The sequence below is a fragment of the Micromonospora sp. CMU55-4 genome, from assembly GCF_011602315.1.
Lineage (GTDB): Bacteria > Actinomycetota > Actinomycetes > Mycobacteriales > Micromonosporaceae > Micromonospora > Micromonospora chalcea.
In genome coordinates this window covers 32,499-55,047 of the sequence record NZ_JAAOLH010000002.1, presented here as the reverse complement: position 1 = coordinate 55,047, position 22,549 = coordinate 32,499, and the positions used below count along the sequence as shown (strand labels likewise).

Below are 22,549 nucleotides of genomic sequence, written 5' to 3'. Positions count from 1 at the left end.
TCAGCCGCGGTAGAGCCGAGCCGGATCGACAAGTACCACGTCCAGCCGGCCGTCGGCGGTGTCGACGAGTTCGTCATCGAAGCCGTGGCCGCTCGCCAGCAGCAGCCGCGCCCCGGCCGCGTCGAAGCCGGGTCGCCGTACCAGCACGGCGCGGATCCGCTCCAGCCGCTGGAGGTCGGCTCGGCCCAGCCGGCGACCCCACTTCACCTCACCGATCGCCAACAGCGGGCGGGGGCCGTCGCCCGAGGGCGGCTCTCCCATCGCGACCAGGTCGAGTTCGTGACGCGTCCGGGTGTCCGGATCGGTCAGCGTCGCCGCGCTCACCTCGGCGACGTGCCCACCGAGCAACTCCGGTTCGGCGAAGCGCAGCGACCACTGCCGCACGATCTCCTCGAACCGGGGCCCGAGCACCGCGCTGGCGTAGCGACGCTGTGAACGACGCCAGACGTCGGCCCCGCGCCGCTGCTCCAGAGCCGTCCACGCCGGGCGCATCACCGCCTGGTAGAAGGTGATCAACGGCTCGGTGATCCGGTAGCTGCTGCGACCGCTGCGCAGCGGATCGGGCTCCCGCAGCAGCAGCCCGGCGTCCTCCAGCACGGTCAGCGGGTGCTGGAGGTCGGTGGCCTTCCGCCCGATGTAGCCGGCGATGCCGCCACGACTGGCGTTCCCCTCCGCCACGGCGGCCAGAACCGAGTGGTACAGCGCCGTGTCCCGCAGGTCCGGATCCTCGGCCAGCAGGTACCGGGCCTCGCGGAACAGCGGCCGGGCCGGGTTCAGGACGGTACGGACGATCCACGCGTCGAAGTCGTCCGGCCCGGCCGGGGCGTCGTCCTGGACGTACTCCCGGCGGTAGGCCGGCGTGCCGCCGACGACGGAGAAGACGCGCACCGCGAGCAGCGGGTCGTCGATCTGCCAGAAGGCCGCCGCGGCGCGGAAGTCCAGTGGTTGCACCGGCAGCTCCAGCCCGGCGCGCCCGCGCAGCGGCGCCGACCCGGCGAGCAGCCCTCCCATGAAGGACAGCGCCGAGCCGCACAACAACAACCGCGCCCGGGACCCGGTCCGCTCCGGACGCCCCGGTGTCAGCGCATGCTGGATGATCGACGGCAGGTCACGCGCCGCCCGCACCAGGTACGGAAACTCGTCGAGGACGACAGTGACGGGACGCTCCCGTCCCAGCGCGAGCAACGCGTCGACCGCCGCACCCCAGTCCGGCAGGTGGACGGGTCCGGGCCCCCCGGAGTACGCGCCGAGCGCCTCGCCCAGCCGGCGCAGCGATTCCGTCGACGTCGCCTCGGTCGCGCCGAAGTAGAAGCCTCCGCTCGCCTGCGCCAGTTGATACAGCAGCAGGGTCTTGCCCTGCCTCCGGCGGCCGCTGACCACGCCGAGGGTCGCGCCGGGCCGGTCGTCGGCCACGAACCGGGCGAGTTCGGCCCACTCGACATCCCGGTCGAAGATCTCTGCGGGCTTTCCGAGCAGCGGCATACAGGCTCACACTTCTTATAACTACAGTTCTAAGAAGTGTAGTCCTACATTCTTCGTCACTGACAGGATCGCCGACGGCGGTTCATCATCGGCGGATGGATGACGCATACGTGGTGGGTGACCCGGACGGCCTCAGCCCACTCCAGGCAGAGATCCGCGACGCGGTGGCCCGCGAACTGCACGCCCAGTTCGCGCTCCGGGCCGACCGCCTCGAACTGGCCGACCTGCCGGAGGTGGCCTACCAGGTCACGCGCCGGGTGGACGAGGTGCTGAGCGCGCGCCCGGCCACTACACCCCGGCGTACGAGTGCAGACCGGTGAAGAAGAAGTTCACGCCGAACAGGTTCATCATCACGGTCAGGAAGCCCACGATGGAGATCCAGGTGGCCACGTTGCGCTTCACGCTCGGCGTGGCCCGGGCGTGCAGGTAGCCCGCGTACACCACCCAGGAGATGAACGCCCAGGTCTCCTTGGGGTCCCAGCCCCAGGCGCGGCCCCAGGCCGCCTCGGCCCAGATCGCGCCCGCGATCACCGCGAACGTGAAGATCGGGAACGAGAAGGCGTGCAGCGTGAAGGTCAACCGCTCCAGCCCGGCCGCCGCCGGAAGGCGGCGGGCCAGGGTGTACGGGAAGCTGCGGCGACCCTGCTCCCAGCCGGCCCGCATCAGGTACGCGGCAGCGGGCACCACGCCCAGCAGGAAGAGGCCCGAGGCAAAGATGATCGTCGAGACGTGGATGATGAACCACCACGACTGCAGTGCCGGCATCAGCGGCTCGATCGGCACGTAGAGCTTCAGCTCGGCGAACGCCAGCAGCAGCACCATCACCAGCGTCAGGAACAGCCCGAGCCGGCGCAGCCACGGCTGCTTCCAGAGCACCACGAGCCAGGCCGCCACACCGATCCAGGTGCCGGTCAGCACGAACTCGTACATGTTGCCCCAGGGCATCCGGTCGGCGGCGACGCCCCGCGTGATCACCGCGCCCAGGTGCACGGCGGCGGCGACCGCGGTGAGCCAGCCGGCGATCCGGCCGGCCAGCACGGCCCGGGCGGCGGAGTGGTCCGGGCGCGGCGGCGCGGCCGGCTCGTCGACGGTGCCGCCGGCGCCGCCGACGCCCGCGCCGACCAGTTCCCGCGCGGGCGCGGCCGCGGGGACCTTCCGCGCGTTGCCCAGCGCGAACTCCACGGCGTGGCTGATCATCGCGATCAGGTACACCAGGATCGCGTACGCGACCAGCTGGTCGGAGAGTGCGGACATCACTCGTCTCCTTCTCGCGCCCGCCGCGCGTCCGGCTCGTCGCCGCTCACCGCGGCGACGAGCTGCGCGAACTCGTCGGCGAACCCTGGGTGCTCGGTGCGCGGAAGCCCACCGGCCTCCACCAAACTACTACCGCCCGTCGGAGATCCACCCTCCGGGGGCGAAACCCGGAACCACACCCGTCGCCGCCGGGCGAACAGCGAGCCCATCAGGCCCAGCAGCAGCGTGCCGCTGGCCACCAGCAGCAGCGTCTGCCCGGGCGCGTGCCGGACCGCGAGCGTGATGTACGGCTTGGTGCCGACGAACTCCAGCGTGCTGCCGTCGTCGAGGGTCCACTTCTCCCCCGGCCGCAGCAGCTTGGTGCCGATCTCCTTGAGCTTGCCGTCGTCGATCTGCCGCCGGTCCAGCGCGTAGACCGAGCCGGGGATGCCGGCGTCCATCCCGAGGTTCCCCCGGTACGCGGTCAGGTTCACCATCGGGTTGCGCTCGGCCGGGTACTGCGACGCCACGTACGGCGCGCTCTCCGGCCCCGTGGGCAGGTAGAGCCCGTCGAAGGCGATCTGCTGGTCCGGGGCCCGCGCGCCGGTCTTCGGGTCGACGTTGGCGTCCGGGAAGATCGCCACGCCCTCCTCGGTCGCGTTGGAGTCGCCGGTACGCAGGAACGGCGCCTCGCTGGTCTGGCTGCGGCCGTACTTGTCGGTGTACTTCAGCAGCGGCGCGTAGCCGTTGCCGAGCAGGTAGACGTTCGCCGAGCCGAGCCGCAGCGGCGAGTTGACCGAGAAGCCGGCGGTCCGCGCCTCGCCGCCCGGCTCGTCCACGGTCACCGTGGCCCAGTAGCGGGACGCCAGCCCGGACGGCAGGTAGTCGGCCTCGAACTTCTCCAGCGTCAGGCAGAACGGCGGCAGGTCGGCGCTGTCCACGCGCGGGCCGAGCGACGCCTCGGCGTACTGCTGACGGGTGTTGCAGAAGGCGTTGTCCTCGCCCGCGACCAGGATGCGGTTGCCGTGCCATCCGTACCAGGAACCGAGCGCGACCCCGAGCAGGACGGCGACCAGCGATACGTGGAAGAGCAGGTTGCCGGTCTCCTTGAGGTAGCCCTTCTCGGCGGAGACCTCGTTGCCGCGCACGGTGACCCGCCACCGGCGGCCGCGCAGCACCGCCGCGATCGCCTCGGGGTCGGCGGCGGCCGGGGCCTCCAGCACCGTGTGCTGGGGCAGCCGTTCGAGCCGCTTCGGCGCGGCCGGCGGCTTCATCCGCAGCGCGCGGACGTGGTCCCGGGCGCGGGGCAGGATGCAGCCGATCAGCGAGGTGAACAGCAGCAGGTAGATCGCGGAGAACCAGACCGAGCCGAAGACCTCGAACGCGCCGATCTGGTCCAGCCGGGGTGCGAGATCGGGGTGGTCCACGAACCACTGGTTGACCCGCTCCGGGTTGACGCCGCGCTGCGGCAGCACCGAGCCGGGGATGGCCGCGACGGCGAGCAGGAACAGCAGGATCAGCGCGGTACGCATGCTGGTGAGCTGCCGCCACGAGTTGCGCAGCAGGGCCAGCACCGGGTTGACCCGCCGTCGGGGCGCCTGCGCCGGAGGGGTCGACGGCCGGTCGTCGACGGTCGTCATCAGATGCTCACCTCGCCCACGCCCACGTTCGTCTGCAGCCAGATCACCACGTTCACCCAGCCGCCGGTGATCAGCGCCAGGCCGATCGCGATCAGCAGGGCCCCGCCGATGCGGGTGACCCAGCGGCTGTTGCGCCGGACGGCGCGGAACACCCCGAGCAGGCGCTGGAAGCCCAGCCCGAAGACGACGAACGGTATCCCCAGCCCGAGGCAGTACGCCACGGCGAGCACCACGGCCCGGTCGGTGCCCCCCTCGGTGGCCGCCATGCCGAGCACCGCGCCGAGCGTCGGGCCGGTGCAGGGCAGCCAGCTGAGCGCGAAGACCGCGCCGAGCACCGGCGCGCCGAGCAACCCGGCGGAGGGCAGCCAGCGGATGCGGAACTCCCGCTGCATGCCGGGGATCACCCCGAGGTAGCCGAGCCCGAGCACCACCACGAGCGCGCCGATGACGATCTCCAGCGTGCGCTCGTACCGGAAGAAGAGCTTGCCGACGCCGGAGAAGAGGATCGCGGTGGCGACGAACACGACTGTGAAGCCGGCGATGAACAGCAGCGTGCCGGCGAGCACCCGGCCCTTGACGGCCGCGGTGGTCCGGGCCGGCGCCGCCCGCTCGGCGACGCCCACACCGCCCCCGCTCGCGCCGCCGCTGTTAACAAGGGGCCCTTCCTCTACCGGAGGCGTTAACAGGGGGCCCTTCCTTGCACCCTCCAGGTCGGCGCCGGCCAGGCCGGTCACGTACGACAGGTAGCCGGGCATCAGCGGGAGCACGCACGGGGACAGGAAACTCACCAGCCCGGCCAGTGCGGCCGCGCCCACCGCGAACAGCAGCGGGCCGGACTCGGCGAGCTGGCGGAACGTCTCGCCCATCAGCGGGCGCCGTTCGGCGCCGGCGACTCGGCGGCGATCTTCTCGACGATCGGTCGCAGCTCGTCGCGGGTGACGGCCCGGCGGATCACCACGGCGATCCGGCCCTCGCGGTCGAGCACGACGGTGGCCGGGGTGGTGTTCGGCGGGATGTCGAAGTTGAGCGCCTGCCGGCTGGCCGGGTCGAAGATGCTCGGGTACGTGACCCGGCCCTCCTCGAAGGCGAGCGCCTTGTCCTTGCTGTCCTGCACGTTGATGCCGAGGAACGTCACGCCGGAGCCCTTTGTGGCCTGGTAGGTGTCCTCCAGGTCGTCGGCCTCGGCGCGGCAGGGCGCGCACCAGGAGCCCCAGAAGTTGACCACGACGACCTGGCCGCGGTCGCGGGAGATGTCGTAGCCGCCGCCGGTGAGCAGCTCACCGCTGACCTTCGGCGTCTTCGAGCGCTGGTCGGGTGCGCAGGTGACGACGGAGCCGTCGGCCGCGCACCGGCTCTCCTGGCTGCCGGAGGAGCAGCCGACCAGCGCCGTACCGGCGGTGACGGCGGCGAGCAGGGCGGCGGCGAGCCTCCGGGTGAGCATCAGGCCCCCTTGGCCGTCCGGGCGGTCGGCGAGATCGACACCAGGTGGGCGGCCGGCTCGGAGTACCCGATGCCGACGATCTTGGCGCCGTCGAAGTGGAACGAGGTGAGGCTGGCCAGGCCGCACTGGCGGCGGCGCGGGTCGTGCCAGAGGCGCTTGCGCTCGACGTGCCGGCGCAGCGTCCAGATCGGGAGCTGGTGCGACACGAGCACCGCCTCGCGGCCCTCGGCGGCGACGCGGGCGGCGTGCAGCGCGGCGAACATGCGCTCGGCGATGGCCCGGTACGCCTCGCCCCAGGACGGGGTCACCGGGTCGCGCAGCACCCACCAGTTGCGCGGGTCGCGGAACGAGCCGTCACCGGGCGAGACCTTCTTGCCCTCGAACCAGTTCGCGCTCTCGATCAGCCGCTCGTCGACGCCGACGGAGAGGCCGAACTGCGCCGCGATCGGCTCGGCGGTCTGCTGGGCGCGCTCCAGCGGGCTGGCCACCACGTGCACCACGGTCCGGTCGGCGAGCGCCTGCGCGGCCGCCTTCGCCATCTGCACGCCCAGCTCGGAGAGGCGGAACCCGGGCAGGCGGCCGTAGAGGATGCCGTCCGGGTTGTGCACCTCACCGTGCCGCAGCACGTGCACCACGGTCTCCGCCATAGTTACCCCCCGCTTCCCGCCGCTGCCGCCGCCCGCGCCGCCACCGGCAGGGCGGCGGCGATCTGCTCCCACGCCGCGTCGTCGATCGCGGTCGAGACGAACCACGACTCGAACGCGCTCGGCGGCAGGTAGACGCCACCGGCGAGCATCGCGTGGAAGAACGCCTTGAACGCCGGCACCACCTGGGTACGGGCGCTGTCGTAGTCGCGCACGTCCGCGTCGGTGAAGAAGACCGAGAACATGTTGCCGGCGGTGGAGAGGCGGTGCGGCACGCCGGCCGCGGACAGCGCCTCGGTGGTGAGCTTGCCGAGCGCGGCGGAGGTCTCGTCGAGCCGCCGGTAGAGCGCGTCGTCGGCCAGCCGCAGCGTGGCCAGTCCGGCGGCGCAGGCCAGCGGGTTACCGGAGAGCGTCCCGGCCTGGTAGACCGGGCCGGCCGGGGCGAGCTTCGCCATGATCTCCGCGCGCCCGCCGAACGCCGCGGCGGGCAGGCCGCCACCCATGACCTTCCCGTACGTCCACAGGTCCGCGTCCGACGGGTCGAGGCCGTGCCATCCGGCGCGGGACACCCGGAACCCGGTCATCACCTCGTCGACGATGAGCAGCGCGCCGTGCGCGTGCGCGATCCGGGCCAGTTCGGCGTTGAAGCCGTCGCGCGGGGCGATCACGCCCATGTTGCCAGCGGCGGCCTCGGTGATGATCGCGGCGATGTGCTGGCCCTGGGCGGCGAACGCCTCCTCGACCGCGCGCAGGTCGTTGTACGGCAGCACGATCGTGTCGCCCGCTGCCGCGCCGGTCACGCCGGGCGAGTCGGGCAGGCCGAACGTGGCCACGCCGGAGCCGGCGGCGGCGAGCAGCGCGTCCGAGTGGCCGTGGTAGCAGCCGGCGAACTTGATGATTTTGGAGCGGCCGGTGAAGCCGCGGGCCAGCCGGATCGCCGACATGGTCGCCTCGGTGCCGGAGTTGACCAGGCGCACCTGCTCGACCGGCGTCCGCGCGATGATCTCCTCGGCGAGGTCCACCTCACCCGGGGTGGGCGTGCCGAAGCTCGTGCCCAGCGTGGCGGCCTCGCGCAGCGCCTCCACCACTGCCGGGTGCGCGTGGCCGAGAATGAGCGGGCCCCAGGAGCAGACCAGGTCGACGTACCGACGACCGTCGGCGTCGAAGAGCCACGGACCCTCCCCCCGGACCATGAAGCGCGGGGTGCCGCCGACGGCACGGAACGCGCGCACGGGAGAGTTCACCCCGCCGGGCACGACGGCCTTGGCGCGGTCGAACAGGGCCTCGGAGGCCGGGGCGTCGGCCGGGTAGCGGCCGGATCCGGCGGAAAGCGTCTCGGTCACGATGGGCCCATTGTGTCAGCGTCGGAGCACTGCCTGGCACGCACCCCGCGACGGGGGTTACCAGGCTCACCCCGGTGAGCGGCGGCAGGCCGCCAGCGATCCGCTCGACAGGCCCGTCGGTCGAGATCGCGATAGGCTGACCGGGTGGATCGTGCCGAACTGTCCATCGCCGTACAGCGGACCGGTGACGAAGCAGTGCTTCGTCTGGCCGGTGAGATCGACATGCTCACGGCCGCCCAGCTCTCGACGGTGGTCAACGAGGTGCTGGCGGATCCGCCCCCGCGCATCGTGCTCGACCTGGCCGGGGTCACGTTCTGCGACTCGCAGGGCCTCGGCACGCTCGTGGTGCTCAGCCGCAAGGCCAGTCATGCCCAGTGCCTGCTGATACTCACCAACGTCGGCGACTTCCTGATCCGCGTCCTGGACATCACCGGTCTCCGCAGCGCCCTGATGATCCGCAACGAAGCCACCCCGTAGCCCCGCCCTCCTTCCTCCGCGATCTTGCACTTGCGGCCCTCCACGAGGGTGATTCACCCCTTTCGCCGGGGCCGCAAGTGCAAGATCAACGCTGCTAGAGGACGGGGACGTCGCGGCGGCGGAAGGTGAGCAGGCCAGCCGTGGCCAGGGTCACCGCCAGGGCCGTGAGCAGGTAGAGCGGGGTGGGCGTCCAGGCGTCGCGGAGCACCTGCGGAGTGTGCGTGAACGGGGACAGGTCCAGCAGCCACTGGTCCAGCTCCAGCACCGCGCCGAGCTGCCCGAGCAGCACGCAGACCGCCAGCACCGCCCAGGTGACCGGCGCGAGCCGGGGCAGCAGGCCGTAGAGCAGTACGGCGAGTCCGGCCAGCACCCACGCCGCCGGCACCTGAGCCAGGCCCGCGGCGAGCATCCGGCCGAGTTGCCGGGGCACGTCACCGGTGCTCAGCCCGTACGTCAGGCCGGTGGCCAGCCCGGTCACCGCGAGCACCACCACCGGGCCGAGCAGCGCGAACGTCACGTGCGAGAGCAGCCAGGTCGAGCGGCGGGTGGCGGTGGCGAGCACCGGCTCGGCGTGCCCGGCGGACTCCTCGGCGCGCATCCGCAGCGCGGCCTGGATGCCGTACCCGGCGGCGGCCAGCCCGGCCAGGCTCAGCGTCACGCCCAGGTACGCGTCGGCCATGCCGGACGCCCCGCCGAGCCGGGCCACGATCTCCTCCATCCGCGGGCTCCCCTCGACGGACCGTCCGGCCGCCTCGGCCGCGCCACCGAGGATCAGCCCGAGCAGGCCGAACCCGACCGACCACCAGAGGATCTGCCCCCGGTGCAGCCGCCAGGCCAGGCCGAACGGACCGGACAGGCCACCACCGGCGGTGGCCGGGCCGAGCCGGGGCGGCAGCACGCCCGCGCCCAGGTCGCGGCGGACCGAGACCGGGTACGCGAACGCGGCGAGCAGCGCCGTGGCGGCAAGCGGCAGCAGCAGCACCCACCACCGCTCCCCCTCGTACGGGCGGACCCGGGCGGCCCAGCCCAGCGGGGACAGCCAGCTCGGCCAGTCGTTGCCCGCCGTGTCCCCGGCCAGGCGCAGCCCGAACGCGGCGCCGAGACCGGCGAGGCCGATGCCCCGCGCCCCACCCGCGGTCTCGGTCAACTGGGCCGCCAGCCCGCCGAGCGTGGCGAACACGACGCCGGTCAGCACGGTGACCAGGCCGTACGCCAGCGAGCCGCCGACCGGCAGCCCGGTCGCGACCAGCCCGGCGGCGGTGAGCAGGCCGAGCAGCAGATCCGCCGCGTACGTGACGAGCAGCGCGGCGGTCAGCCCGGCGTGCCGCCCGAGCACGTTGCCGCCGAGCAGTTCCCGCCGGCCGGCCTCCTCCTCGGTGCGGGTGTGCCGGATGACGGTGAGCAGGCTGGCCAGCGCGACGATGAGCAGCAGGAAGCCGCTGCGCTGCGCGGTCAGCCCGCCGATGCTGTCGCCGTAGGCGGGGCCGAGCAGCGCGACGATGGACGGGTTGCGGGCGGTGCCCTCCAGGTACGCGGCCCGCTCGGCGGCGGTCGGGAACAGCCCGGCGAAGCTGGCCGCGTACGTCATCGGCAGCACCGCGAGGATCAGCACCCACAGCGGCAGCAGGAGGCGGTCCCGGCGCAGGATCAGCCGGACCAGGTGGCGGGTGCCGGTGAGCGTGCTCATGCCCGGTCCGCCGTCTCGTAGTGCCGCAGGAACAGTTCCTCCAGCGTGGGCGGCGTGCTGACCAGGCTGCGTACGCCCAGTTCGGTGAGCCGGCGCAGCGCGGCGTCGAGCGCGGCGGTGTCGACGTCGAAGCGCACCCGCCGCCCGTCGACCCGCAGGTCGTGTACGCCGGGCAGGTCGGCCAGGCCGTCGAGCGGCGCGGCGACCTCGGCGTCGATGGCGGTGCGGTGCAGGTGGCGCAGGTCGCCGAGCGTGCCGGACTCCACCGTCCGGCCGGCCCGGATGATCGTCACCCGGTCGCAGAGCGCCTCCACCTCGGCGAGGATGTGGCTGGACAGCAGCACCGTGCGTCCGTCGTGGACAGCGCGGCGGACCCAGTGCTGGAAGACCTCCTCCATCAGCGGGTCGAGCCCGGAGGTCGGCTCGTCGAGGATGAGCAGTTCGACGTCGGAGGCGAGCGCGGCGACCAGGCCGACCTTCTGCCGGTTGCCCTTGGAGTAGGTGCGGCCCTTCTTGCGCGGGTCCAGCTCGAAGGAGTCCAGCAGTTCGGCGCGGCGTTTCGGGTCGAGCCCGCCGCGCATCCGGCCGAGCAGGTCGATCACCTCGCCGCCGCTGAGGTTGGGCCAGAGCGTGACGTCGCCGGGCACGTACGCGAGGCGGCGGTGCAGCGCGACCGCGTCCCGCCAGGGGTCGCCGCCCAGCAGCCGGGCGGCCCCCGCGTCCGCCCGCAGCAGGCCGAGCAGCACCCGGATGGTGGTCGACTTGCCGGAGCCGTTCGGGCCGAGGAAGCCGTGCACCTCCCCGGTGCGGACGGTCAGGTCGAGCCCGTCGAGGGCCCGGGTGCGGCCGAAGGTCTTCACCAGGCCGGACACATCGATTGCCGTTTCCATATTTCAGAAGCTACGCTCGTTTAACAAACTTGTGAAGACTGTAGGGTCACGGGGTGAGTGTCGAGGAGCCGACCATGAACGAGCCATTCCGCCACGACGAGGAGGAGGTACACCTCTTCGTGGAGCGGATGGCGATGGCCTTCGCCGACGTGGGCTTCCCCCGGATGGCCGCCCGGGTCCTGTTCACGGTGATGAGCGCCGACGACCCGCTCACCGCGGGCGAGATCGCCGAACGGCTCGGCGTCAGCGCGGCGGCGGTCAGCGGCGCGGTCCGCTACCTGACCCAGTTCGCCATGCTGGTCCGCGAGCCGGTCAAGGGCTCCCGGCGCGACCGCTACCGGATGCCGGACAACCCCTGGTACGAGGCGACGATCACCAAGACCACGCTCTACAAGAACTTCATCGACATCGCCGCCGGCGGGGTCGACGCGCTGCACGGCCGCAGCACCCCGGCCGGTGAACGGGTCGCCGAGATGCGCGACTTCTTCCTCTTCGTACAGGAGGAACTGGAATCGCTCGGCGACCGGTGGCGGGCCCGGCGGGCCGCGACCGGGCACGGCGGCCCGGCCGGCGGCTGAACCGTCAGCGGGTGTTGCCCCAGCGCGCCTGCTCCAGCAGCTCGACCGCGCGTTCGCGGGTGGACGGGTCGTCGTCGGCGCGCAGCAGCGCCGTCGCCTCGTCCACCGCGTCGGTCAGGTGCCGCCACTGCAGATCCCGCTCCCGCACCAGGTCCGACTGGGCGGCGAGCTGCCGGGTCTTCACCCACAGGTCGACGAAGACGGTCACCTTCGCCCGCAGCACCCACGGATCGAACGGCTTGGTCAGGTAGTCGACCGCACCCGCCGCGTAGCCGCGCAACGCGAGCTGCGCGTCCTTGTCCGCGGCGGTCAGGAAGATGATCGGTACGTGCCGGGTGCGCTCGCGCCGCTTGATGTGCGTCGCCGTCTCGAAGCCGTCCATGTCGGGCATCTGGGCGTCCAGCAGGATCACCGCGAAGTCGTCCACGAGGAGCTGCTTGAGCGCGGCCTCGCCGCTCTCCACCGCGACCGACTGCACCGGGAGACCCTGGAGGATCGCCTCCAGCGCCATCAGGTTCTCCCGCCGATCGTCCACCAGCAGGGCCTTGGCCGTCTGCGTCACGCGTTCTCCTCGCCTCGGCTGCGGCCGATCCAGGACGCCATCAGCTCGATCAGCTCGTCCAGGTCCACCGGCTTGGTGATGTAGTCGCTACCGCCGGCGCTGAGCGCCGACTCCCGGTCGCCGGGCATCGCCTTGGCGGTCAGGAAGACGATCGGCAGATCCGCGAACCGGTGGTTGCGGCGGATCTGCGCGGTCGTCTCGTACCCGTCCTGGTCCGGCATCATGGCGTCCATCAGGACGATGTCCACCTCCGGATGCTCGGCGAGCTGGCGGACGCCGTCCGCCCCGTTGTCCGAGTACAACACGGTCATGCCGTGCAGTTCCAACGCGGACGTCAACGCGAACACGTTCCGCACGTCGTCGTCGATGATCAGCACGGTCACGCCGTCCAGCCGCCGGGTGGCCGGCGTCTCCTGCGGCTGCGGCAGCTCCATCGGCATGAGCAGCGACGACGGCAGGCCCGCGCGGCTCGGCGACGGCGGCGCCGGCGCCACCACCGCGTCCGGCGCCAGCACATCGGGTACGAAGAGAGTGAACGTCGAACCCTGACCGGGCGCGGACGAGACGGTGATCGTGCCGCCGAGCAGGCGGGCCAGATCACGGCTGATGGACAGCCCGAGGCCGGTCCCGCCGTACCGCCGGCTGGTGGTGCCGTCCGCCTGCTGGAACGCCTCGAAGATCAGCGACAGCTTGTCGTCGGAGATGCCGATGCCGGTGTCGATCACGGTGAACGCGATCACCCGCTGCGCGTTCGTCAGCGCCGGCACGTCGAAGACGGCGTTCTCGGCAGCCGGCCCGATCCGCAGCGTCACCGCGCCGTTGTCGGTGAACTTCACCGCGTTGGAGAGCAGGTTGCGCAGGATCTGCTGCAACCGTTGGGCGTCGGTCACCAGCGCCGGCGGCAGATCGCTGCTGACCCGTACCTGGAAGTCCAGGCCCTTCTCCTCGGCCTGCGGCGCGAACGCCTGCTCGACGTAGCTCCGGATCTCGGCGAACTGGATCTCGGTGGGCTCCACGTCCATCCGGCCCGCCTCGATCTTCGACAGGTCGAGGATGTCGTCGATCAGCGAGAGCAGGTCCGAGCCGGCGCCGTGGATGGTCCGCGCGAACTCGATCTGCTTCGCGCTGAGGTTGCGCTCCGGGTTCTCGGCCAGCAACCGGGCCAGCAGGAGCAGCGAGTTCAGCGGCGTACGCAGCTCGTGGCTCATGTTCGCCAGGAACTCCGACTTGTACGCCGACGCCCGGGTGAGCTGCTGCGCCTTCTCCTCCAGGCCGAGTCGGGCCAGCTCGATCTCCCGGTTCTGCGTCTCGATGTTGGCCTTCTGCTCGGACAGCAGCTTCGCCTTGTCCTCCAGCTCGGCGTTGGTGCGCTGCAACTCGGCCGACTGGTCCTGCATCTCGTGCGCCAGCCGCTGCGACTGCGCCAGCAGCTCCTCCGTACGCCGGTTGGCCTGGATGGTGTTGACCGCGACGCCGATGGTGAGCACCAGCCGCTCCAGGAACGCCAGGTGCAGGTCGGAGAACGTGGCCACGCCGGCGAACTCGATCACGGCGAGCAGTTCGCCCTCGAACAGGACCGGGAGCACCACCAGGTCGGCCGGGGGCGTGTCGGCCAGCCCGGAGCGCACCACGAGGCGCCCGTCCGGCTGCGCCTTGACCCGGATGGTCCGGCGGGACAACGCGGCCTGCCCGACCAGCCCCTCACCCGGGCCGAACGTGACGTCGTGCCCGCGGGCCACGTACCCGTAGGAGGCGGTGAGCCGCAGCCGCATGCTGCCCTCGGAGCTGTCCGCCAGGAAGAACGCGCCGAGCTGCGCGTCCACCAGCGGGGTCACCTCCATCATGATCATGCGGCAGACCTCGCCCAGGTCGCGCTGGCCCTGCAGCAGACCACCGATGCGGGCCAGGTTCGAGTCGAGCCAGCCCTGCTCGGCGTTCTTCTTCGTCGTCTCCCGGAGGGTGACGATCATCTGGTTGATGTTGTCCTTCAGCTCGGCGACCTCGCCCTGCGCCTTCACGTTGATCCGCTGGGTCAGGTCGCCGCGGGTCACCGACGTGGAGACCTGCGCGATCGCGCGCAACTGCGTGGTGAGCGTGGAGGCGAGCTGGTTGACGTTCTCGGTGAGGTCGCGCCACGTACCGGAGACGCCCTTGACCTGGGCCTGACCACCCAGCTTGCCCTCGGTGCCCACCTCGCGCGCCACCCGCGTCACCTCGTCCGCGAACGAGGAGAGCTGGTCGACCATCGTGTTGACGGTGTTCTTCAGCTCCAGGATCTCGCCCTGCGCGTCCACGGTGATCTTCTGACCCAGGTCACCGTTCGCCACGGCGGTGGTGACCGAGGCGATGTTCCGCACCTGGCTGGTCAGGTTCGACGCCATCGAGTTCACGTTGTCGGTCAGGTCCCGCCACGTACCCGAGACGCCCTTGACCTGGGCCTGACCACCCAGCTTGCCCTCGGTGCCCACCTCACGCGCCACCCGCGTCACCTCGTCCGCGAACGACGACAGCTGGTCCACCATCGTGTTGACAGTCGACTTCAGCTCCAGGATCTCGCCCTGCGCGTCCACGGTGATCTTCTGCGACAGGTCACCCTTCGCCACCGCAGTGGACACCTGGGCGATGTTGCGCACCTGCGCGGTCAGGTTCGACGCCATCGAGTTGACGTTGTCCGTCAGGTCCCGCCAGGTGCCGGCGACGCCGCGTACCTGCGCCTGGCCGCCGAGCTTGCCCTCGGTGCCCACCTCACGGGCCACCCGCGTGACCTCGTCGGCGAACGACGACAGCTGGTCCACCATCGTGTTGACAGTCGACTTCAGCTCCAGGATCTCGCCCCGGGCGTCCACGGTGATCTTCTGCGACAGGTCACCCTTCGCCACCGCAGTGGTGACCGAGGCGATGTTCCGCACCTGGCTGGTCAGGTTCGACGCCATCGAGTTCACGTTGTCGGTGAGGTCGCGCCACGTACCGGAGACGCCCTTGACCTGGGCCTGACCACCCAGCTTGCCCTCGGTGCCCACCTCACGCGCCACGCGCGTCACCTCGTCCGCAAACGACGAGAGCTGGTCCACCATCGTGTTGACGGTGTTCTTCAGCTCCAGGATCTCGCCCTGCGCGTCCACGGTGATCTTCTGGCCCAGGTCGCCCTTGGCCACCGCCGTGGAGACCTGGGAGATGTTGCGCACCTGGCTGGTCAGGTTGCCGGCGAGCTGGTTCACGTTCTCGGTGAGGTCCCGCCAGGTGCCGGAGACGCCGCGCACCTGCGCCTGGCCGCCCAGCTTGCCCTCGATGCCGACCTCGCGCGCCACCCGCGTGACCTCGTCGGCGAACGACGACAGCTGGTCCACCATCGTGTTGACGGTGTCCTTCAGCTCCAGGATCTCGCCCTGCGCGGCCACCGTGATCTTCTGCGACAGGTCACCCTTGGCGACAGCCGTCGACACCTGGGCGATGTTGCGGACCTGCGCGGTCAGGTTCGACGCCATCGAGTTGACGTTGTCGGTCAGGTCCTTCCAGGTGCCGGCCACGCCCGGCACCTCGGCCTGGCCGCCCAGCTTGCCCTCGGTGCCCACCTCGCGGGCCACCCGGGTCACCTGCTCGGCGAACAGCCGCAGCGTGTCGGTGAGCGAGTTCATCGTGTCGGCCAGCTCGGCCACCTCGCCGCGCGCACCGACCGTGATCTTCTGCGACAGGTCGCCCTTCGCGACGGCGGTCGCCACCTGCGAGATCGACCGCACCTGGCCGGTGAGGTTCGACGCCATGGTGTTCACCGAGTCGGTGAGGTCCTTCCAGGTGCCGGCCACGCCACGCACGTCGGCCTGGCCGCCCAGCTTGCCCTCGGTGCCCACCTCGCGCGCCACCCGGGTCACCTCGTCGGCGAACGACGACAGCTGGTCCACCATCGTGTTCACCGTGCGGCCGATGCGCAGATACTCACCCCGGAGCGGACGACCGTCTATCTCCAGCGCCATGTGCTGGGAGAGGTCACCGTCGGCGACCGCCACGATCACCCGGGCGATCTCCGTGGTGGGCCGGCCCAGGTCGTCGATGAGCGAGTTGACCGCCCGCTGCCCCTCCGCCCAGGAGCCGTCCAGGCCCTCGTCGTCCAGGCGCTCGGTGAGCCGGCCGTCGCGGCCGACGATCCGGCTGATCCGGCGCAGGTCCAGGTGCTGCCGCTCCTGCAACGACACCACGTCGTTGAAGGCGTCGGCGACCTCACCGGGCAGTCCGGCCCGGCGCGGCAGGCGTACCCGCAGGTCACCGTGCGCCACCCGGCGCAACGCGTCGACCAGCTCGCCGAGGAGCACCTCGTGGTCGGGCGCGGACGGGTCCGCGGTCACCGACTGTTTTGCCGTGGTCATGGTTCCTCGCTCCGCTCGGGCTCGTGCCGTCACGCGGCCATCCCATCATTCTGCCGCGCGATCCGTCGAGGTCACGGCGTGCAACCGCGCGTCACGCGCCGTATCCGCCCGACTGGCCGGTTCGCCGGACCCTTGGCACCCGGGGCCGGACCGGTGGAGGATACGGAGGTGTCAGCGGAGGCGGGGGCCACTCGGAGCGGCGGTGCGGACGAGCACGTCCGCCGCGTCCGCCTCCCCGCAGACCGCCGCACCCCGGCGGCGGCCCGCGCGGTGGTACGCACCATGCTGCTCGAAGCGCGGCTGCCCGAACTGCTGAACGAGGCGCTGCTGCTCACCACCGAGCTGACCACGAACGCCGTCGAGCACGCGCGCACCGAACTGGACATCGAGGTCGAAGCCGACCCGAACGGCCTCACCGTCACCGTCACCGACTTCGCCTCCGGACCCGTCGACGAACTGATCGTCGGCGTGCGCAACACCACCTCCGACATCACCGAAGTGGCCGCGCGGGGACGCGGACTGCTGCTCGTCGACCACTTCTCCAGCCGGTGGGGCACCACGTACCTGCCCACCGGCAAGGGCGTCTGGTTCCGCCTCGACCGGCCCGGCCCCGGCGGGCCCGCCCGCCCGTCGGCCGGCCCACCGCCGGTGACCGAGCCGGAACGGACCGGCGACGGTACGCCCAGCGCCGCCGCGATGAGCGAGTTGATGCAGATCACCCCCGACCCGTACGCCGACGAGCCACTGCCCGAGTTCGCGACCGCCCTGCTGAGCCGGGTCGGCGAAATGGTCGGCGCCGCCGGTGGCACGGTCCGGCTGGACCGGGGCGACGGGCTCGGCACCCAGGTGTTCGCCCGGTACGGCCGGCACCCGCGTGAGGGCAACGAACTGCTGCGCGTACCGCTCGCCGTGCACCGCCCGTACACCGGTGAGCTGGAACTGGACGCGGCACCCTCCACGTACGCGCGGCCGCTGGCGGTGCTGGCCGCCGAGCGGCTGTCGCTGCACCTGGAGAACGACCGGCTGCGCCGCGCCGACGTACGCCGGTCCACCTGGCTGACGTTCCTCGCCGAGGCGAGCGAACTGCTCGCCCAGTCGCTGGACGTCGAGCTGACCATGGCGCTCATCCCGCAGCTCGTGGTGCCCCGGCTCGGCCAGTGGTGCGCCGTGCACACCACCGACGAGTGGGGGCGGCTGCGTCTCGCCGCGTCCAGCCACGCCGACGAGGCCATGCTGCCGCAGCTGCACCGGATCCTCCAGGAGACCGGCCCGGACTCGATCCAGTCCCGGCTGCGCGAGGCGTCCCGCAACGCCGCCCAGGTGCCGCTCGGCGGACCGATGGAGGGCTTCGCCGTACCGCTGATCGCCCGTGGCCAGCGGCTCGGCACCCTCGCGGTGGGCCGGCACCAGCGGCACCGGCACGACCCGGACGAGGTCTCGGTGCTGGAGGACGTGGCCCGCCGCGCCGCCCTCGCCATCGAGAACGCGCGCATCCACGCCGAACGCCGCCGGGTCGCCCAGACGCTCCAGCAGTCCCTGCTGCCGCCGGTGCTCCCGGTGGTCGAGGGCATCGGCTTCGCCGCCGAGTACGTCCCGACCGGCGACGACGCGGAAGTCGGCGGCGACTTCTACGACGTGGTCCCGCTGCCGGACGGCCGCTGGCTCGTGGTGGTCGGCGACGTTTCCGGCAAGGGCGTGCAGGCCGCCGCCGTGACCGGCCTGGTCCGGGACGTGATCCGGGTCCTCGTCGGCGACGGCAAACCGCTGCCCGAGGTGCTCAGCCGGCTCAACGAGACGCTCGTCGAGCGCGGCGGCGGACGCTACTGCACGCTGGCGCTGGCGGCCGTCTCACCCGGCGACGGCGACCAGCTCGACGTCTCGCTGCACCTGGCCGGCCACGACCGCCCGGTGCTGCTGCACGGCGGAGGCGGCGCCACCTTCGTCGGCACCGGCGGTACGGCGCTGGGCCTGCTCGACACCATCACCACGCCGACCGCCGAGCTGGCGCTCAAGCCCGGCGACGCGCTGATCTTCTACACCGACGGGGTCACCGAGCGGCGGCGCGGACGCGAGCTGTTCGGCACCGAACGGCTGCGCGAGTCGGCGGCGCCGCTGGCCGGGTACTCGGCCGACGTGGTCGCGGCACGGCTGCGCGCGGCGACGATCGCCTTCTCGGTGGAGCCACCGCGCGACGACATAGCCGTCCTGGTCCTCCGAAACGACACCCCGTAGCCCTCTCCCCGCGCCCCGCCCCCGGTTCCGACTCCGGTTCCGACCCGGCGGTGATCAAGGAGTTTGTGGCCTGGGGAGGCGCGAAACGTGACACAAACTCCTTGATCACGACAGTGGTGGGGAGTGCGGGTTGTCGGTGGCGGGTGGGCGGTGCCAGCTCGCCGAAGTGGCGGCATCCGGCGCACGTGGACACAACCACCACCCCGAACTGGTGCCTGCCGCTGCCGCGCCCGCTGGGACGGGCGTCCAGTGTGGAGGCAGGTCGGGGTGCCGGGTGAGCAGGCCGAGGCGGGCCGGATTCAGAGACCACCGGGGAGGCGGCCGGGGGCCAGCCGGTGGTGCGGGTCCAGGTGGGCCTTGGCGCTGCGCAGGCGCGGCAACGCGGGCAGCTCGCCCCAGAGGTCCACGGCACGGCGCACCGCCGGCGGCGCGGCCACCACCACACACCGGCCTCGCCGGGCGATCAGCACGCTGCGGACGGCGGTGAGGATCGAGGCGACCCGCTCCGGCGGCAGCGCGCCGGGCAGGGCGGCGTGCACCGCGCCGCTGCCGGCCGAGCCGCGTACCGGCACGGGGGTGCCGGCGGCGTCGCGCAGCGCGTAGACGGCGGCGTGCAGGTCGTTGATCGGCACCTCGATGCGCAGCGCGGTGTCTCCGGGCGCGAAGGGATAGCGCCCCCACCACTCCGGCGCGTGGCGGCTGACCATCGCCGGGGCGCCGAGCACGGCGGTGAGCCGTTCGGCCCGCTCGGTCACGTCGGCCGGGCCGCCCTCCAGGAGCACCACCAGGTTGCCCGCCGCGGGTCGGCCGGTCACGGCCGGGTGATCGGGGCGGTTGATCACCGACGGGTGCGTGGCCGGAATCCTACGACGGGGCAACGGCACCGGCACGGGCAGGTCCAGCTCGACGGCGGCCTGGCCGACGCCGGACGCCAGTACGGCACGGACCAGGTCGTGCACCTCCAGCGGGGTCCAGACCGGACGGGACACCCAGACCCGGCTCGCGGGCACGGCCTGCACCCGCATGGTGGCCGAGACCAGCACGCCGAGACCGCCCTGCGAGCCGCAGAGCAGCCGTGCCACGTCCAGCCCGGGCATCCCACCCCGACCGAGGATCGCATCGCCACCACCGCGACCCGGACCTCCGTCGGCACCGGCATCGGCCGCCGGAGCGCGTCCGCCCGGACGGCCACCGCCGACACCCGGGGCGGCCCGGCCGAACGCCTCCGTGCCGGACTCGCCGACGCTCACCAACTCGCCGTCGGCGTCGAGATAGCGCACGCCGATGAGCTGGGCGCACGGGCTGCCGTGCCGGTGCCGCAGCGGACCGGACTCGTCGGCGGCGAGCACCCCGCCGAGCGTCGCGCCCGGCGAGGGCGCGTCGACAGGCAGCCGCCGGTTGGTGCGCGCCAGCGTGGCCTGGACGGCGCGCAGCGGCGTACCGGCGCCGATCTCGGCCACCGCCGCGGCATGCGGCTCGTGCCAGACGCCGGCGAGGCGGCCGGTGTCGAGCATGATGTCCACCTGCGCCGGAGCGGCGCCCCAGTCGATCTTCGTGCCGGCGCCGCGGGGCACCACTGTCAGGTCGTACGCCGCGGCCAGCCGCAACACCTCGGCGGCGGCGTGCGGGCCGCCCGGCACGGCCACCCAGCGGGCGGTACGCCCGGCCACCTCGTCGGCCGGGCCGGCGAAGCGGGCGAACGGCGAACCACAGATCTCCGCCAGCTTCCGGGTGATGTCGAGGGCTCCGGGTCGGTTGGTGGAACGAGCTGCATCCGCCATGGCGCTTATCGTACACATGTTCGAAAGCCCTGGCGGCGAGTCGCCGGATTCGCGCGGCGGCCGGGCCCGGCGGCGGTCCGGCGCCCGGTAACGTGGCGCCGTGACCGAAACCCCACTGCCCGTCGCCAAGCGCGTCCCGACCGAGCGCGTCCATCACGGTGACACAGTCCTCGACGAGTACGCCTGGCTCGCCGCCAAGGACGACCCGGACACGATCGCCTACCTGGACGCCGAGAACGCGTACACCGAGGCGCGCACCGCCCACCTGGCCGAGTTGCGCGCGGAGCTGTTCGAGGAGACGCGCCGGCGCACCCAGGAGACCGACCTGTCGGTGCCGACCCGCAAGGACGGTCACTGGTACTACACCCGCACCGTCGAGGGGCAGCAGTACGGCGTGCACTGCCGCCGCGCGGTCCGCCCCGGCGAGACCGCGCCCCCGGTCAGCGCCGACGGCGCGCCGCTCGACGGCGAGGAGGTGCTGCTCGACGGCAACCAGCTCGCCGAGGGGCACGACTTCTTCTCGCTCGGCGCGTTCGACGTCAGCCCGGACGGCCGCTGGCTGGCCTACTCCACCGACTTCTCCGGCGACGAGCGCTTCACGCTGCGGATCAAGGACCTGACCACCGGCGAGTCGCTGCCGGACGAGGTGCCGGACACGTTCTACGGCACGGCGTGGTCGAGCGACGCCTCGACTCTGTTCTACGTGACGGTGGACGAGGCGTGGCGGCCGAACCGGGTCTGGCGGCACACCGTCGGCACGTCGTCCACCGAGGACGTGGTGGTCTACCAGGAGGACGACGAGCGGTTCTGGGTCGGCGTCGAGCTGACCCGCTCCGAGCGCTTCGTGGTGATCGACATCCACAGCAAGATCACCAGCGAGGTGCGGGTGATCCCGACCGCCAACCCGACCGGCGAGCCCGCCGTCGTGGCCCCGCGGCGTCAGGGCATCGAGTACGCGGTGGAGCACCACGGCCACCGCTTCCTGATCCTGCACAACGACGGCGCGGAGGACTTCGCGCTCGCGTACACCTCGGCGGACGCGCCGGGCGAGTGGACGCCGCTGATCCCGCACACGCCGGGCACCCGGCTGGAGGCGGTCGACGCGTTCGAGAACCACCTCGTGGTGTCGCTGCGCGCCAACGGGCTGACCGGTCTGCGGGTGCTGCCGGTCGGCAGCGACGACAGCTGGGACATCGACTTCCCCGAGCCGATCTACAGCGTCGGGCTGGACGCGAACCCGGAGTACCGCACGAACGAGGTGCGGCTGCGCTACACCTCGCTCGTCACCCCGGACTCGGTCTACGACTACGACCTGGTGACCCGGGAGCTGACGTTGCGGCGGCAGAAGCCGGTACGCCCCGGGCCGGACGGGCGGCCGTACGACCCGGCCGACTACGAGCAGCACCGGGACTGGGCGCTCGCCGACGACGGCACCCGGGTGCCGATCTCGCTGGTCTGCCGCCGGGACACCCCGCGCGACGGCTCGGCGCCCGCCGTCATCTACGGCTACGGGTCGTACGAGGCGAGCATGGACCCGTGGTTCTCGATCGCCCGGCTGAGCCTGCTCGACCGCGGCGTGATCTTCGCGGTGGCGCACATCCGGGGCGGTGGCGAGCTGGGCCGGCGCTGGTACGACGAGGGCAAGCTGCTGGCCAAGAAGAACACGTTCACTGATTTCGTGGCCTGCGCCCGGCACCTGGTGAAGGCGGGCTGGACGGCGAGCGACCGGCTGGTCGCCCGGGGCGCGTCGGCCGGTGGCCTGCTGATGGGCGCGGTGGCGAACCTCGCCCCGGACGCGTTCACCGGGATCGTCGCGCAGGTGCCGTTCGTGGACGCGCTCACCTCGATCCTCGACCCGTCGCTGCCGTTGACGGTCACCGAGTGGGAGGAGTGGGGCAACCCGCTGGACGACCCCGAGGTGTACGCGTACATGAAGTCGTACACGCCGTACGAGAATGTGACCGCCGCCGACTACCCGGCCATCCTGGCGGTGACCAGCCTCAACGACACTCGCGTGCTCTATCACGAGCCGGCCAAGTGGATCGCCCGGCTGCGCGCGCTCGCGCCGGCCGGCGACTACCTGCTCAAGACCGAGATGGGCGCGGGCCACGGCGGGCCGAGCGGCCGGTACGACTCGTGGCGTGAGGAGGCGTTCGTCAACGCCTGGATCCTGGACCGCGTCGGCCGCGCGTGACGGG

Annotated in this window: 17 protein-coding genes; 5 read left to right on the top strand and 12 right to left on the bottom strand. The window is 72.2% G+C overall.

Annotated elements, in window-relative coordinates; translation table 11 throughout:
* Positions 1-1,482, bottom strand: coding sequence for an ATP-binding protein (locus HA073_RS03395; protein ID WP_166455685.1), 1,482 nt, complete (start codon positions 1,480-1,482; stop codon positions 1-3).
* 95 nt (positions 1,483-1,577) lie between these two features.
* Here HA073_RS03395 and HA073_RS03390 point away from each other — a divergent pair, with 95 nt between their 5' ends.
* Positions 1,578-1,802, top strand: coding sequence for a hypothetical protein (locus HA073_RS03390; RefSeq protein WP_043327397.1), 225 nt, complete (start codon positions 1,578-1,580; stop codon positions 1,800-1,802).
* Here HA073_RS03390 and ccsB read toward each other — a convergent pair.
* The 6 genes from ccsB to hemL are packed head-to-tail and all read right to left on the bottom strand — an operon-like array spanning position 1,771 to position 7,783.
* Complete coding sequence (gene ccsB, locus HA073_RS03385) at positions 1,771-2,736, bottom strand: c-type cytochrome biogenesis protein CcsB (RefSeq protein ID WP_064448403.1); 966 nt, start codon at positions 2,734-2,736, stop codon at positions 1,771-1,773. The two genes, HA073_RS03390 and ccsB, sit on opposite strands and share 32 nt — an antisense overlap.
* Positions 2,736-4,355 (bottom strand): cytochrome c biogenesis protein ResB, encoded by a 1,620-nt coding sequence (locus HA073_RS03380; protein ID WP_043327402.1) that lies wholly within the window; start codon positions 4,353-4,355, stop codon positions 2,736-2,738. Before HA073_RS03380 ends, ccsB begins: the two co-directional genes overlap by 1 nt.
* Positions 4,355-5,221 (bottom strand): cytochrome c biogenesis CcdA family protein, encoded by an 867-nt coding sequence (locus tag HA073_RS03375; RefSeq protein WP_166455684.1) that lies wholly within the window; start codon positions 5,219-5,221, stop codon positions 4,355-4,357. The genes HA073_RS03380 and HA073_RS03375 overlap by 1 nt, the downstream gene beginning before the upstream one ends.
* On the bottom strand, positions 5,221-5,796 hold the full coding sequence (locus HA073_RS03370; RefSeq protein WP_030500717.1) for a TlpA disulfide reductase family protein: 576 nt from the start codon (positions 5,794-5,796) through the stop codon (positions 5,221-5,223). The genes HA073_RS03375 and HA073_RS03370 overlap by 1 nt, the downstream gene beginning before the upstream one ends.
* Positions 5,796-6,443, bottom strand: a complete 648-nt coding sequence (locus tag HA073_RS03365) for a histidine phosphatase family protein (RefSeq protein WP_013283542.1) — start codon at positions 6,441-6,443, stop codon at positions 5,796-5,798. The genes HA073_RS03370 and HA073_RS03365 overlap by 1 nt, the downstream gene beginning before the upstream one ends.
* A gap of 2 nt (positions 6,444-6,445) precedes the next feature.
* Positions 6,446-7,783, bottom strand: a complete 1,338-nt coding sequence (hemL, locus tag HA073_RS03360; protein ID WP_166455683.1) for a glutamate-1-semialdehyde 2,1-aminomutase — start codon at positions 7,781-7,783, stop codon at positions 6,446-6,448.
* Positions 7,784-7,927: 144 nt separating this feature from the next.
* On the opposite strand from hemL, the gene HA073_RS03355 reads away from it, so the two are divergent.
* On the top strand, positions 7,928-8,260 hold the full coding sequence (locus HA073_RS03355) for an STAS domain-containing protein (protein WP_043327409.1): 333 nt from the start codon (positions 7,928-7,930) through the stop codon (positions 8,258-8,260).
* A gap of 94 nt (positions 8,261-8,354) precedes the next feature.
* Here the strand turns inward: HA073_RS03355 and HA073_RS03350 are convergent, their stop codons facing one another.
* Positions 8,355-9,947: an ABC transporter permease gene (locus HA073_RS03350; RefSeq protein ID WP_166455682.1), complete on the bottom strand. Its 1,593-nt coding sequence runs from the start codon at positions 9,945-9,947 to the stop codon at positions 8,355-8,357.
* Positions 9,944-10,837, bottom strand: coding sequence for an ABC transporter ATP-binding protein (locus tag HA073_RS03345; protein WP_043327413.1), 894 nt, complete (start codon positions 10,835-10,837; stop codon positions 9,944-9,946). The genes HA073_RS03350 and HA073_RS03345 overlap by 4 nt, the downstream gene beginning before the upstream one ends.
* A gap of 74 nt (positions 10,838-10,911) precedes the next feature.
* On the opposite strand from HA073_RS03345, the gene HA073_RS03340 reads away from it, so the two are divergent.
* Complete coding sequence (locus HA073_RS03340; RefSeq protein WP_043330731.1) at positions 10,912-11,415, top strand: GbsR/MarR family transcriptional regulator; 504 nt, start codon at positions 10,912-10,914, stop codon at positions 11,413-11,415.
* Positions 11,416-11,419: 4 nt separating this feature from the next.
* Here HA073_RS03340 and HA073_RS03335 read toward each other — a convergent pair whose 3' ends face one another.
* Together HA073_RS03335 and HA073_RS03330 are read right to left on the bottom strand one after the other, a co-directional pair.
* Positions 11,420-11,977 carry a two-component system response regulator gene (locus tag HA073_RS03335; RefSeq protein WP_013283536.1) on the bottom strand — a complete coding sequence of 186 codons (558 nt, stop codon included), beginning with the start codon at positions 11,975-11,977 and terminating at the stop codon, positions 11,420-11,422.
* Entirely contained in the window at positions 11,974-16,338 is a 4,365-nt protein-coding gene (locus tag HA073_RS03330) for a HAMP domain-containing protein (protein WP_043327414.1), read from the bottom strand. The genes HA073_RS03335 and HA073_RS03330 overlap by 4 nt, the downstream gene beginning before the upstream one ends.
* 168 nt (positions 16,339-16,506) lie before the next feature.
* On the opposite strand from HA073_RS03330, the gene HA073_RS03325 reads away from it, so the two are divergent.
* Positions 16,507-18,570 carry a SpoIIE family protein phosphatase gene (locus tag HA073_RS03325; protein WP_043327416.1) on the top strand — a complete coding sequence of 688 codons (2,064 nt, stop codon included), beginning with the start codon at positions 16,507-16,509 and terminating at the stop codon, positions 18,568-18,570.
* Positions 18,571-18,869: 299 nt separating this feature from the next.
* Here HA073_RS03325 and HA073_RS03320 read toward each other — a convergent pair whose 3' ends face one another.
* The gene (locus HA073_RS03320; protein ID WP_240925508.1) at positions 18,870-20,351 is read right to left on the bottom strand and encodes an FAD-binding oxidoreductase; all 1,482 of its coding nucleotides are present in this window, start codon (positions 20,349-20,351) and stop codon (positions 18,870-18,872) included.
* Between the two features lie 100 nt (positions 20,352-20,451).
* Between HA073_RS03320 and HA073_RS03315 the strand changes: the two genes are divergently transcribed.
* The gene (locus HA073_RS03315) at positions 20,452-22,545 is read left to right on the top strand and encodes a S9 family peptidase (protein ID WP_166455680.1); all 2,094 of its coding nucleotides are present in this window, start codon (positions 20,452-20,454) and stop codon (positions 22,543-22,545) included.
* The last annotated feature ends 4 nt before the right edge of the window (positions 22,546-22,549 follow it).

Bases quoted from the DNA above. Each gene is read 5' to 3' on its own strand.
- HA073_RS03345 (WP_043327413.1), bottom strand. From the start codon at position 10,837: ATGGAAACGGCAATCGATGTGTCCGGCCTGGTGAAGACCTTCGGCCGC.
- HA073_RS03320 (WP_240925508.1), bottom strand. From the start codon at position 20,351: ATGGCGGATGCAGCTCGTTCCACCAACCGACCCGGAGCCCTCGACATC.
- HA073_RS03370 (WP_030500717.1), bottom strand. From the start codon at position 5,796: ATGCTCACCCGGAGGCTCGCCGCCGCCCTGCTCGCCGCCGTCACCGCC.
- HA073_RS03330 (WP_043327414.1), bottom strand. From the start codon at position 16,338: ATGACCACGGCAAAACAGTCGGTGACCGCGGACCCGTCCGCGCCCGAC.
- HA073_RS03365 (WP_013283542.1), bottom strand. From the start codon at position 6,443: ATGGCGGAGACCGTGGTGCACGTGCTGCGGCACGGTGAGGTGCACAAC.
- ccsB (WP_064448403.1), bottom strand. From the start codon at position 2,736: ATGTCCGCACTCTCCGACCAGCTGGTCGCGTACGCGATCCTGGTGTAC.
- HA073_RS03390 (WP_043327397.1), top strand. From the start codon at position 1,578: ATGGATGACGCATACGTGGTGGGTGACCCGGACGGCCTCAGCCCACTC.
- HA073_RS03350 (WP_166455682.1), bottom strand. From the start codon at position 9,947: ATGAGCACGCTCACCGGCACCCGCCACCTGGTCCGGCTGATCCTGCGC.
- HA073_RS03340 (WP_043330731.1), top strand. From the start codon at position 10,912: ATGAACGAGCCATTCCGCCACGACGAGGAGGAGGTACACCTCTTCGTG.
- HA073_RS03395 (WP_166455685.1), bottom strand. From the start codon at position 1,482: ATGCCGCTGCTCGGAAAGCCCGCAGAGATCTTCGACCGGGATGTCGAG.
- HA073_RS03380 (WP_043327402.1), bottom strand. From the start codon at position 4,355: ATGACGACCGTCGACGACCGGCCGTCGACCCCTCCGGCGCAGGCGCCC.
- HA073_RS03375 (WP_166455684.1), bottom strand. From the start codon at position 5,221: ATGGGCGAGACGTTCCGCCAGCTCGCCGAGTCCGGCCCGCTGCTGTTC.